Origin of the sequence: Acinetobacter sp. Lyrl_1 (genome assembly GCF_051948795.1) — a bacterium.
Classification (GTDB): Bacteria; Pseudomonadota; Gammaproteobacteria; order Pseudomonadales; family Moraxellaceae; genus Acinetobacter; species Acinetobacter towneri.
In genome coordinates, this window is sequence record NZ_JAYJLK010000053.1 from 1 (window position 1) to 12,415 (window position 12,415).

The 12,415-nt window shown below is 40.8% G+C and carries 13 protein-coding genes; 8 read left to right on the forward strand and 5 right to left on the reverse strand.

The window, feature by feature from the left end; translation table 11 throughout:
* Window positions 1-116: 116 nt before the first annotated feature.
* Together VF675_RS12425 and tehB are read right to left on the reverse strand one after the other, a co-directional pair.
* Window positions 117-1,364, reverse strand: coding sequence for a tyrosine-type recombinase/integrase (locus VF675_RS12425; protein ID WP_131261641.1), 1,248 nt, complete (start codon window positions 1,362-1,364; stop codon window positions 117-119).
* Between the two features lie 322 nt (window positions 1,365-1,686).
* Window positions 1,687-2,553 (reverse strand): SAM-dependent methyltransferase TehB, encoded by an 867-nt coding sequence (gene tehB / locus VF675_RS12430; protein WP_440205300.1) that lies wholly within the window; start codon window positions 2,551-2,553, stop codon window positions 1,687-1,689.
* A 279-nt stretch (window positions 2,554-2,832) separates the two neighbouring features.
* On the opposite strand from tehB, the gene VF675_RS12435 reads away from it, so the two are divergent.
* The 6 genes from VF675_RS12435 to VF675_RS12460 all read left to right on the forward strand — a co-directional run bounded on the left by VF675_RS12435 (window position 2,833) and on the right by VF675_RS12460 (window position 7,249).
* On the forward strand, window positions 2,833-3,459 hold the full coding sequence (locus VF675_RS12435) for a 2'-5' RNA ligase family protein (RefSeq protein WP_096901204.1): 627 nt from the start codon (window positions 2,833-2,835) through the stop codon (window positions 3,457-3,459).
* Window positions 3,456-3,977: a bifunctional adenosylcobinamide kinase/adenosylcobinamide-phosphate guanylyltransferase gene (gene cobU / locus VF675_RS12440; RefSeq protein ID WP_096901203.1), complete on the forward strand. Its 522-nt coding sequence runs from the start codon at window positions 3,456-3,458 to the stop codon at window positions 3,975-3,977. Before VF675_RS12435 ends, cobU begins: the two co-directional genes overlap by 4 nt.
* Entirely contained in the window at window positions 3,974-5,032 is a 1,059-nt protein-coding gene (gene cobT / locus VF675_RS12445) for a nicotinate-nucleotide--dimethylbenzimidazole phosphoribosyltransferase (protein ID WP_440205301.1), read from the forward strand. The genes cobU and cobT overlap by 4 nt, the downstream gene beginning before the upstream one ends.
* Entirely contained in the window at window positions 5,029-5,634 is a 606-nt protein-coding gene (locus VF675_RS12450; protein WP_131261637.1) for a histidine phosphatase family protein, read from the forward strand. Before cobT ends, VF675_RS12450 begins: the two co-directional genes overlap by 4 nt.
* Window positions 5,631-6,374 (forward strand): adenosylcobinamide-GDP ribazoletransferase, encoded by a 744-nt coding sequence (locus VF675_RS12455; protein WP_440205302.1) that lies wholly within the window; start codon window positions 5,631-5,633, stop codon window positions 6,372-6,374. The genes VF675_RS12450 and VF675_RS12455 overlap by 4 nt, the downstream gene beginning before the upstream one ends.
* Before the next feature lie 665 nt (window positions 6,375-7,039).
* Window positions 7,040-7,249: a hypothetical protein gene (locus VF675_RS12460; protein WP_004976903.1), complete on the forward strand. Its 210-nt coding sequence runs from the start codon at window positions 7,040-7,042 to the stop codon at window positions 7,247-7,249.
* A gap of 85 nt (window positions 7,250-7,334) precedes the next feature.
* Here VF675_RS12460 and bioB read toward each other — a convergent pair whose 3' ends face one another.
* On the reverse strand, window positions 7,335-8,327 hold the full coding sequence (bioB, locus tag VF675_RS12465) for a biotin synthase BioB (protein ID WP_104851863.1): 993 nt from the start codon (window positions 8,325-8,327) through the stop codon (window positions 7,335-7,337).
* A gap of 288 nt (window positions 8,328-8,615) precedes the next feature.
* Window positions 8,616-9,716, reverse strand: coding sequence for a tRNA epoxyqueuosine(34) reductase QueG (gene queG, locus VF675_RS12470; RefSeq protein ID WP_440205303.1), 1,101 nt, complete (start codon window positions 9,714-9,716; stop codon window positions 8,616-8,618).
* Window positions 9,717-9,737: 21 nt separating this feature from the next.
* On the opposite strand from queG, the gene VF675_RS12475 reads away from it, so the two are divergent.
* Window positions 9,738-11,258: an NAD(P)H-hydrate dehydratase gene (locus VF675_RS12475; protein WP_440205304.1), complete on the forward strand. Its 1,521-nt coding sequence runs from the start codon at window positions 9,738-9,740 to the stop codon at window positions 11,256-11,258.
* Window positions 11,259-11,282: 24 nt separating this feature from the next.
* Here the strand turns inward: VF675_RS12475 and ruvC are convergent, their stop codons facing one another.
* Window positions 11,283-11,828: a crossover junction endodeoxyribonuclease RuvC gene (ruvC, locus tag VF675_RS12480; protein WP_440205305.1), complete on the reverse strand. Its 546-nt coding sequence runs from the start codon at window positions 11,826-11,828 to the stop codon at window positions 11,283-11,285.
* A 200-nt stretch (window positions 11,829-12,028) separates the two neighbouring features.
* Here ruvC and VF675_RS12485 point away from each other — a divergent pair, with 200 nt between their 5' ends.
* On the forward strand, window positions 12,029-12,412 hold the full coding sequence (locus VF675_RS12485; RefSeq protein ID WP_178318391.1) for a YkvA family protein: 384 nt from the start codon (window positions 12,029-12,031) through the stop codon (window positions 12,410-12,412).
* Window positions 12,413-12,415: the final 3 nt, after the last annotated feature.

Genomic DNA, 12,415 nt, shown 5'->3' on the forward strand with positions numbered 1-12,415 from the left:
CGGTACGGTTCAGAGCGTGTAACCAAGTATTTTTAAAACTGTATTTACACAGAATTATTTACACCCTTTACCAGTCAATTTCTTAACTGACTGGCATTAGTCCGTATCGAGGTATTTCAATTAATGCCATTTCGCACTTGTTGCAAAATCCAATCCTCATATTCTTGTAGTGTTTCTTGTAGCATATCCATAGGTCGTACGATGTAGTGTCTTTCAACTAATGCACTTGGTTTATGACCTGATATCTGTGCTAAAGATCCTTCATTGATTTTTGCCCAAATAGCTAACGTTTTATATGATCTCCTCAATCCATGGGGAGTAAGTTCAATATTTAGTTTTTTACATATTTTCTCTAAGCTATCGTAAGGATTAACAATATGGCCACATTCAGCGCCCTTACTGCTAAATATGAATTTAGAATCAGAATTTTTCTTTAGTTCTAATAATAAGCTTTCAACATATGCAGTTAGAGGAATTAGGCGACCTTCATCTTCAATTTTATCCCTGACTTTTGCTGTTTTCCAACGAAAATCGACATCTGTCCATTTTAATGAAAGCAGCTCATTCTTTCTGCAACCAGTGATTAAACTACATATCAAAAAAATCGCTATTTTTCTGCTAGTTAACTTATTTACCTCTTCAAACCATGGTTTTAGATGCTGTTTCATCAAACAATCATTCTTGGCTTTTGGGGAAGGGACTTTATCTTTAACTTTTTTTGAGTTGTATGATTTTGGAGGCACTAAGTTTTCATAATCCTCGTGTTCATCACACCAATTCAGGAAAGCTCGTGTAAGTCTGTATGCTTTAGCTGATGTTGTTGGACGGAAGTCATTGTGATCAAGCCAATCGCATAATACATCTGCAGTTAATTCAGAAAGTTTGTACTCAAACAGTTGAAAAATGGGTTGACTGGTATAAACACTATTTTTTTCAGGATCGTAACCACCTCTAGATAATTCGATGTGGTCCTGATAACTTCTTGGTCGCCAATTAGGTTGTCTTGCTTTTAAATATTCAAACCATACATCTTTAAATTTAATAGTTTTGCGTTTTTCTTGTTTTAGCAGTTCTTTATTATCAGCTAAAGCTTTCTTACGCTCGATTAATGGGTCAATCCCTTTGTGGCACATAATCGCCAATTCTTGTGCATATTTACGAGCTTCATCTAATTTCCATACATCAACGTCACCAATTTTGATACGACGGTTTTGAAGACCAATACGGCCTTGGAAAATGTAGCTTTTATTATTTTTAGGTGTAACTTTGACGCCGAATCCTGGTGTTTTCTCATCCCAAAAAAAAGTTGGTTTATTTTTGTCTGAGCAATCAATTTTATCAATAGCAGGTTTTGTTAACTTCATTCTAGTAAGCATCTGGTAAGCAAGTAGTAAGCAAAATCAATATATATTAATCAACAAAAAGAGTTAATAATAAATTATTAAAATTACATAAATACATGATAGTATTGATATTATATTTGTAATTTGTTGATTTTTAATTACTATGTTAACGGACTCATAATCCGTTGGTCGACAGTTCAAGTCTGTCTGGGCCCACCATATAAAACAACCACATAGGTGTACTAATCCTAAGTGGTTTTTTATTTTAAGCTTTATGTAAGCAATTGAAATGTAGTCTGTGAGCAGCTCAAAAGCTTATTCATTTAAGATTCCACTTGCACATCTACTTCTTCCTCGCCAACAACGTCGCAAAACGCTGTTTAATGCGATTGCCATCTGCATCTGTGCGGTGCAACTCACCGACATTTTCATTGTATTTCACAATATCCCAATCAGCATAATAAGCACTTAACTCACCCGCTTTAAAACTAAAAGGGAAGTCCTGTTGCACAGGGTAATCTTCAGTATTCATCGCGCAAACAATTAAGTTAAAGCCTTGTGGTTTGGTCGCTTGCTGCATGTGCTGAATAAGCGTAGGAATGGTTTCAGGCGCCAAAAACATCATCACCACTGTACAGTTAATGAAGTCATATTCCTCCGTAATTGTGGCATCCTGATTTAAATCCCGCACAGTAGTTTGAATAGATGAAATCTGTTCTGTAGCAATAATTTCATTTAATTTTTGGATACTACTCGGATTCACATCCCAAGCATCCACCTGAAAACCGTTTTGGCTCAAATACAGCGCATTTCGGCCTGTACCACAGCCAACATCCAAAGCTTTACCCACGGTTAACTGTGGAAGTGCCATTAAAATTTCAGAATGTGTTGGGCTTAATTTATATTTTTTAACAAAATAATCTTGAGGCAAACAATAAAAACTAAGCTGGCACTCAATATCATCACTGGCAGATACAATTTTATGCCACGCTTGCGGTTCAATAAATGGTGGTTGATTTTCCACGGAAAAAATATGCTCAGATTGTACTTCACCAGATTCATGCAGCATCGAAAAATGCAATTCGCCTTTTAAAATAGTCAACTTCGCCCATGTGCCGACTTGGGTATTGTGTTGTTTTTTAAACCCTTGTGGAATTGAGTCATGATTCCAAATAGGAAGTTGTTTATAACAGATCAATTCTTGTTGCATCATAAACTCCAGTTATACCGATTCTGATGGGGTAAAGCTTCACAGTAATGTAGTGTCTTGTGTAGATTAGAAAATATCATCTTCATTTCAGCATAACATTGCAGACCTGTTTCAGCCATCTTCTGAATTTTATCCATCTCATTAAAATCAAAATTATTTAAATGATGTAGATGGTTAAAATACCAAACTGAAAAATATTCACCTCAAATTGCATGATTTTCATGTCTATTCAGTTGTGAATGTTTTACCATAAGCTGTTTTAATTCATTGAATTATCCCGTGTTTATTCAAGCCAATCAGTACGTTATTCCAACACAGCAGCATGATTATCCTGAATGGCATCGTGGGCGTGAGCGTTATGTGCTTTGGTATTTAGCTGTTCAACATCCAGCTTTAGAATGTTATTTACAACAATTAAAACAGCAATTTTCAGATGTATTATTTCGCCCAAACACTCGCCAGTTTCATATCACCTTATATATTTGTGGGTTTTATGCAGCAAAAAAGCATTGGGAAGATGACTTTCTCGAGTCACAATTTCAACAACAAGTTCAAGCCTTACAGCAGTTGCAACTAGAGCCTTTTCAACTGAAAGTGGGCGGCATCAATAGTTTTGATAGTGCTTTATTTGTAGAAGTGCAAGATCAATCACAGCAACTGGCGCGTATACGTCAGGCACTTAGCGTAGGCGGGGCTGAAATCGCAGCTTTACAGTATCATCCACATATTACTTTGGGTTTATATCAAACAGCGTGTTCAACCAATTTGATTTTGCAGCGTATTCAAAATCTCCCCGTGCAATATTTCGATTTAGATATCCATCATTTAAATTTTGGTTATTATCAGGCACACACTTTACAAGGTCAGCTATTTAGCACGCATCAATTTCCTTTGGAGCACATGTGATTCAACTTATTTTGGGCGGTGCGCGTTCGGGTAAAAGCCGTATGGCTGAGCAAACCGCGCAGCAACTTGGCAAATCCGTCATTTATGTAGCAACTGCACAAGCGGGCGATGCAGAAATGCAGGCGCGGATTCAGCATCATCAACAACAGCGTCCGCAGACTTGGCAATTGTGCGAAGAGCCTTTGTATTTGGCGGAGCAGTTAAAGATGCTGGATCATCCGAATGCTGTGATTTTAGTAGATTGTCTGACCTTGTGGATGAGTAATTTGTTGATGCAATCTGCAGAAAGCTTTGCCGAACAACAAATTTCAGCATTGCTCGAAGTTTTACCTCAGTTGCAAGCCGATATTATTTTAGTGAGCAATGAAACAGGTTTGGGCGTTGTACCGATGGGCGAAATAACCCGAAAATTTGTCGATGAAACAGGGCGATTACATCAGCAATTGGGACAAATTGCAGACAAAGTGCAGTTCTGTGTCGCAGGTTTTCCAATGCTTTTAAAAGGAGAGAAGAAATGACTTGGTGGTTTGCAGCGTGTCAAAAGCCAAATGAACAGATGAAACAACAGGCAATTGCACGACAACTTCAATTGACCAAACCAACAGGTTCATTGGCAGCATTGGAAAATATTGCGATTCAACTGGCGGCTTTGCAAGGAACAACGCAGCCGAATATTGAACGTCCGTGGATATGTATTTTCGCAGGCGATCATGGCGTGATGGAAGAAAATATTTCCGCCTATCCCCAAGCCGTGACTCGGCAAATGCTACAAAATTATGCCACAGGTGGGGCATGTATCAGCGTCATCGCCCGACAATATCAGGCGCATTTACAAGTGGTGGATTGCGGCTCGGTCGGGGAAGCGTATGAATATGCAGGAGTAGAGCGGCATTGTATTCGTGCAGGCACAGCGAATTTTGCTAAAACCCGCGCCATGACTGAACAAGCGTGTGCAGATGCGATGGCACTTGGACGTCAAAGTGTGGAAGATGCCATCGCACAGCAGGCCTCGATTTATGTCGCAGGTGAAATGGGTATTGGAAATACCTGTTCGGCATCAGCCTTGTCTTGCTTTTTATTACAAGAACCTGCTGAAGCCTTGACTGGCATAGGCACAGGAATTGACACTGCACAATTGCAACATAAAAAACAGGTGATTGATGCTGCTTTAGCTCTACATCAGAACTATGTGCAAGATGATGCTTTTAAAGCCTTATGTGCAGTTGGTGGATTGGAGGTCGCTGCAATGGTGGGCGCGTATATTCGCTGTGCGCAGTTGGGCTTGCCGATGGTGGTGGATGGTTTTATCAGCAGTGCTGCTGCATTAGTTGCAGTGCGTTTAAATCCTCAAGTCCGAGAATGGATGTTGTTTGGGCATCAATCGGCTGAATATGGACATCGTCGCTTATTAGAAGCATTAGGTGCACAAGCCTTGCTGCATCTAAATTTACGCTTAGGTGAGGGCAGCGGTGCGGGCGCGGCATTGGGCATTATCCAACTGGCCTGTGCCTTGCATAATCAAATGGCGACTTTTGCCGAAGCTGCGGTTATTGGTGAGAAAGTATCTTTATGATCATGCTAGACCTATTAAGACATGGCGAAACAGAATTGGGTCATACTTTGCGTGGCTCAACCGATGATGCTTTGACTTTAAAAGGTTGGCAAGACATGCAGCAGACTTTAAACACGGCAATAGCTACAGGACAGCGATGGGATGTTGTGGCAAGTTCACCTTTACAGCGTTGTCTGCAGGTTGCTCAGACCTTTGCGCAAGCACAGCAATTGCCACTGTATATTGATGCACAATTTCAGGAAATGCATTTTGGTGCATGGGAAGCTATTTCCACTCAAACCTTATATGAACAATACCCTGAAGATTTAGCTAAATTTTGGATGACACCGACCCAATTTAGTCCGCCACAAGCAGAATCTTTGCTAAATTTTCAGCAGCGCGTTTTGCAAGGTCTGTCCGATCTCAACCAATATTTACAACAACTCGAGCAACAACCTAAACGTGTGTTATTGGTCACGCATGGCGGGGTAATTAAATTGCTCAAAGTATTGGCGCAGAAAAAATCTTTAGACGATATTTTAAAAATGTCTGCAGCGTTGGGGCAATTGAGTTCATTCCAGTTACATCCCAATGGCAACATTTGCATGCAGGGGCAAACATGACACCTTTTTGGATTGCCTTGCAATTCCTGAGCACTTTTCCTGTTTCTTTAAAACAGATGCCAACTGCAGCGCAAAATGCACAATCACTGCTGTTTTATCCGCTCGTTGGCTTACTAATTGGAGCTGCGCTGTGGGGGATGGCGCATTTATTGCAATTCTTGCCTTTGGTTCTGAGTAGCAGCTTAATTTTAGTGCTCTGGATTTGGCTGACAGGTGGTTTACATTTAGATGGACTGGCTGATACTGCCGATGCATGGGTCGGCGGTTTTGGTGATCCTGAACGTAGCTTAAACATCATGAAAGACCCAAGCAGCGGCCCGATTGGAGTATTGAGCTTACTGATCTGCTGTTTATTAAAATGGTCTGCGTTGTATGTATTGCTCGAACAACAGTATTTGGCATTTTTGCTGTTTGTACCCGTATTGGGACGATTAAGCGCTTTGGTTTTATTTTTAAGCACGCCTTATTTACGTGCCAATGGTTTAGGCACTGCTATTCAGGCACATTTGCCTAAAACAGGCACAAAAATTGTGATCGCATTGACCTTGCTTGCAGGAGTGCTTTGGGGATGGATGGGCTTGGTGGCTGTTCTGACTTTTATTCTCAGCACTTTGTATTTGCGATATAAATTTATGCAGCGTTTAGGTGGAATTACGGGCGATACCGTTGGTGCGAGTATTGAAATAACAGAAAGCATGATGTTATTGGCTATTGCGATTCTTTGGTTTTTAATAAATTAGCTTTTGAGCAGTTTTTCTTGTTTCAAGTGCGTTGAAAATTGAAATAATATAAGCGAATGAATTTACAGCTATTTATGCACTCAATTTCAGCAAGTATGCAGATGAATTTGTCATTTGTCGGACAGTTCCTAAATTAGATTTGCTATTTTTTTTAAATATGATAATAGTAGTTTATGTCAATCAGCCTTGATGACATTTGTATCTCAGGATGAGATCACAAACGTGATGTATAAAAATCAAAAGGAATGTCATTTATGATCAAACTGTTAAAGCAAATTTTCTGTATCCATATTTATGAATATGACGCAATGGAAGAAATCGGGGCGCATTTAGAGTGTCGTAAGTGTGGGGATTCTAAGACACAATAATGTTAAGTATTGAATCTGTATTAAAACCAAGTGAGTCTTTATGACTCACTTTTTTATTTTAGGCTAATAGCCTGAATATTTTGCTTAGTCTTGCCTGCATGTATAGATTAGACTGCACTTATCCATCTTCAAAACTACATATATCATTCCCACCTCTTTTGGTGGGGAGACTTCTCATGCTGTACGAAGTTTGATTTATACAAGTGCACAATTAAATTTTCTATCCTCCGCACACTTTATCCCACAAGGTATTCCGCTTAAAATCCAGTACCTAGAAATATTGAACTGACCGTATTTATGGCTAAAAACTTTCAAGAAAAAACGTATATTGTAGATGACAATCTAGCAGATACTTTGACGTGGTTGCTGCATCATCAGGACTGTTATGATCGGTTTTATTATGATGCGATTCAGCAACAACTGACGGTAGAACATGCCAACGGGGTAGATATTATTAAAACAGGGCAGTATTTAAATGCCAGTTACGGAATTTTAATCACCTCTTAAAAGCATTGCCGCATAAACTTATTTTGCTGCATAAAAAACAAAGTCCCTTTGCGGGACTTTGTACATTTGGATGGATGCTAAAACTTTAAGCCATTGCCATCGCATCTACCGACAATTCAGAAACCGTTGGTTTAGCACGTTCAGGCACTAAGCCTAACTTTTGGAACAATTGTTTGTCTTTGCCTTCGCCTGCGTTTGGTGTAGTTAAAAGTTTTTCACCTGAGAATAACGAGTTCGCACCTGCCATAAATGCCAATGCCTGATCTGAATCAGACAACGATTCACGCCCTGCAGACAAACGAATATAGCTGTTTGGCATGATAATACGTGCAACTGCAATAGTACGAATCCATTCAATCACATCTAGCTTTTCGACTTCAGCCAGTGGTGTACCTTCAATCGGAACTAACATATTGATTGGCACAGATTCAGGGTGTAACGGTAAAGTCGCCAATTCATGTAACAAACCAATACGGTCTTGGGTATCTTCACCTAAACCGACAATACCGCCACTACACACTTTCATACCTGTTTGACGCACAATATCTAAAGTATTTAAGCGGTCATCAAAGCTGCGAGTACTAATCACATTGGGATAATACTCACGCGATGTGTCTAGGTTGTGGTTGTAATAATCCAAACCTGCATCTTTTAAGCGTTCTGCTTGAGATTGATTCAACATCCCTAAAGTCATGCAAGTTTCTAAGCCCAATGCTTTGACTTCACGTACCATTTCTAGAACATACGGCATATCGCGTTCATGCGGATTACGCCATGCAGCACCCATACAAAAGCGTGAAGAACCTGATGCTAAGGCTTCTTTAGCTTCTTGAATGACTTTATCCACTGCAATACGTTTTTCAGCTTCAAGCTGTGAATCATAATGCGCAGACTGCGAGCAATATTTGCAATCTTCAGGGCATTTGCCTGTTTTAATAGACAATAAGGTACTGACTTGTACGGTATTGGCAGCAAAATGTTGGCGATGCACACGTTGTGCTTCAAAGACTAAATCCAGAAAAGGCTGTTCATATAACTGCTGAATTTCTTCCCGAGTCCAATCATTGCGTACTGACATAAGTAAAAGTCCATCATCCCTATTATTCATAGTCTGTATCATACACAAATAGTTGGAATCAGAAAGGCATAATCTCCCAATTTCATGGCTAATATTCGACAGTATGGAAACAAAAATATGCAGTCGATTTGGTTGCAAACTTAAGCAATTTTAATACTATTTCGCTGCAAAATTTATTTTTAAGCATTTTTATTTTGCAATGAATTGGTCACTAAAATTCAGTTAACTGCATAAATTGGCAAGTAACCTGCAGCCAAAATATCGTACCATTTGGGTGGTAGTTTTTGTTTAAATTTTAGGCTGTTTAAGCAATTGTTCCTGAATGGCCCAATCAATATGGATTTGCACAATCTCATCATGCTGTGCTCGCGTTTGCTGCAAAGTTTGCAAAATCTGTGCTGAAAATGGGGCATTTCCAAGCCCGATTGCAATATTACGCATAAAACTTTGATAGCCTGTACGACGCAATGGACTACCTTCAGTTTTGGCTAAAAACGTGCTTTCATCCCATTGCAATAAATCTAGCAAGCTGACTTGATCTAAGGCATGTCGAGGGTGAAAATCCTCCACCGTAGTGACTTGTGCAAAGCTATTCCACGGACAAATCAGTTGGCAATCATCACAACCAAACACCCGATTACCAATACCACGACGTAATTCTTCAGGAATGATACCCTGATATTCAATGGTCAAATAAGCAATACATTTACGCGCATCCAACATATAAGGTTCAACAATGGCCTGCGTTGGACAAATGTCGATGCAGGCTGTGCAAGAACCGCAATGCGAGGTTGCAGGCGGATCAAAAGGCAAATCTAGTGAAGTAAACAACTCGCCCAATACAAAAAAAGATCCAGATTTTTTATGAATCAGTAAGGTATGTTTACCTGTCCAACCCATACCAGCACTTTCTGCCAGTGACTTTTCAAAAATCGGGGCTGAGTCCGCAAAGGGGCGTGATTCAAAATTCCCCACTTTTTCACGAATACGGGTGGCAAGAGTTTTTAGGCGTCCGCGCATGACTTTATGATAATCGCGCCCACGTGCATAACGGGCAATAATTGCAGAGTTAGGTGCATCGGGAATGTGTCGTGGACGTGGTGTTTCCACCAAATAATTCATCCGCACACAAATAATACTTTTTGTATTCGGGACTAACAGTGTGGGATTAGCGCGCTTGTCTAAATTTTCTTCTAGAAACTTCATATCGCCATGATAGCCACGTTTTAAATATTCCTGAAAACGTGCTAATTCTGCTTGAGCATCTGGTTTGGCAATGACACAATCAGCAAAACCAAGCGCCAAAGCTTGAGCTTTAATCCACGCTTTCAAGGCGGCTGGATCGTCTTGATGCAGAGAAATATGTGCTGAAGTGGTGGATGTTGCCATAACAAAATAGAAGGGAAGAAAATGCCGCAGCAAGTGTACCATAGCCCTGTTTATCATAGTCAAAGTATTCAAGCGTGGGAGCAGCGCTGGTTTGCCCGTCAAAATAGTTCTTACGGTTTAATGCAGCAAGTGGCGTGGACACTGCATTTACAAATTCGCAAAATTTTTGCAAAACAGCCATCTACAATACAAAAAATTGCTGTGTGTTGTGGACAAGGCAATAACGCAGGCGATGGCTATTTAACTGCAAAATATTTAAAACAAGCAGGTTTTCAAGTCGATATTTATGCCGCAACACGCGGTTCATCGGCAGATTTACATCAGGCTTTTTTAGAAGCTCAGACAGAACAAGTCAATATAATTCAAGGTTTTGCATTTCAACAAAGTTATGACTGCTATATTGATGCATTATTTGGTATTGGTTTAGATCGTCCTTTAAATGATGAGTGGCAGTCGCTTATTCACGCAATGAATCAACAAGCGGGTTTAAAAATTGCGGTTGATATTCCAAGCGGTTTAAATGCCAACACGGGGCAGCCGTTGCCATGTGCAATTAAAGCCGATTACACCTTTACGGCTTTGGGTTTGAAAGCAGGCTTATTTACAGGGCAGGCACAGGAATATACGGGGCAGGTCGATGTGCTAGATTTGATTCCAGTCGATGCAGAACTCAAAGCTTTGGCACAACTCACACCACCTACCATTAAACTACCCGCACGGCAGGCTTTTGGACACAAAGGCAGTTATGGGCATGTGTTGATTGTGGGCGGACATGCGCAAATGGGTGGTGCTGTAATGATGGCTGCAGAAGCCGCATCGAGCGCAGGTGCAGGGAAAGTGACTGTAGTGTGTCATGCCAAACATCATGTGGCGATATTAAGCCGTGCGCCAAATTTAATGTTGCGGGATATAGATGCACTGACAGGCGCAGAAATTCAACACCTAATCTCACAGGTCGATGCCGTAAGTTTAGGGATGGGTTTAGGACGTGATGCTTGGGCAGAACAGCATTATGCAGACTGGTTTGCTGCACTAAATCAGTCCGAGGTAGAAGTAGTTTACGATGCCGATGCCTTATGGTTTTTGGCGAAGCAAGCGCATTCATCGCATCATCCAGCCCAATTAAAACCGAACAGTTATGCCACACCACATTCAGGTGAGGCTGCGACCTTACTGAATACGACGGTTGCAGCCATTGAAGCAGACCGTATTGCTGCGATTCAGCAATTGCAGCAACGCTATGCAGGCGATTGGGTGTTAAAAGGTTCAGGTAGTTTGACTTTGCAAGCTGCATCTACAGAACCGCAAGCAAGTTCATTGTGGATTTGTACCGCAGGCAATCCTGGTATGGGTACAGGTGGTATGGGCGATGTGTTGGCAGGCATGATTGCCAGTTTAAAAGCCCAGTTTCATCATAAAATTCAATTGCATGAAATTGTCATGTTACATGCCTTGGCGGGGGATGTATTGGCACAGCAGGGCATGCGCGGTTTACAGGCACAGCACATGAGCCAAGCGATTTATCAGGTTGTGAATCGGTAAAATATAAGCGATGGCGATGCTGATTTAGCGACGTCTGGAGCTTGAGCGACTGCGCCCGCGAGCCATACCGCCCAAGGCATTGAGCATAGCCAATTTGGTCATGCTGCCTGATGCATGAGCATGGCAAATTGCAGCAGCCAAAGCATCGGCAGCATCTTGTTGTGGTTTAATGGATAGATTTAATAGTTTCATGACCATCATTTGTACTTGTTCTTTATCGGCAGCGCCATAACCCACGACAGATTGTTTAATTTGACGGGCGGTATATTCCGCCACTTGTAAATCTAAATTCACCAAAGCGGCAATCGCTGCACCACGAGCCTGTCCCAATTTCAAGGCAGAGTCTGGGTTTTGCGCCATAAACACTTGTTCAACTGCAGCTTCAGTCGGGCCGTGAAATTTCACAATCCGTTCAATCCCTGCAAAAATCCGTTTTAAGCGTTCAGGCATTTCACTGGTTTCGGTGCGAATGGTTCCTGCATCTACAAAACGTAATTTAGCGCCATCACGTTCAATAATGCCGTAGCCCGTTAGACGAGAACCAGGGTCGATTCCAATAATAAGTGACATGCCAAGCCTTAAAAAATTACATCAAGTTGAATTATAGGAGTTTAAATCTCTTTTGTGTGGAGTAATTTCAAAACATTCGGTCAGTAAGCTGCTGTTTAAACCATTGGAATGTATCCCACGCCACATTTTCAATTTTGGACTTCATTTTATTTTAAGTTTTGAGGTGTATATTTTATATACGGTAGCAAATGAGAGTGGCAATGAAGTGGATTGATAGGCTAAAACAGTGGGCGAAGCAAATTAAACGAAATGTTTATGCGGTTTGGTTTGTCGCACGTGATCCTGAAACGCCGTTTATGGCAAAGCTTTTGGCATTGTTGGTCGCTGCTTATGCCATTTCTCCCATTGATTTAATTCCAGACTTTATACCTGTTTTGGGTTATTTAGATGACCTGATTTTAGTGCCATTGGGCATCATGTTGGTATTGCGTTTAGTACCTGCTGAAGTAATGCAGCGTTGTCGCTTACAAGCCGATGCGATCAGTCAAAAACCGAGCAGTTATATTGCAGCATCAGTTTTTATTGCGTTGTGGTTATTATTGGCTTATGCCGCATATTTTTATCTTTATCGTTTAAATATATAGACG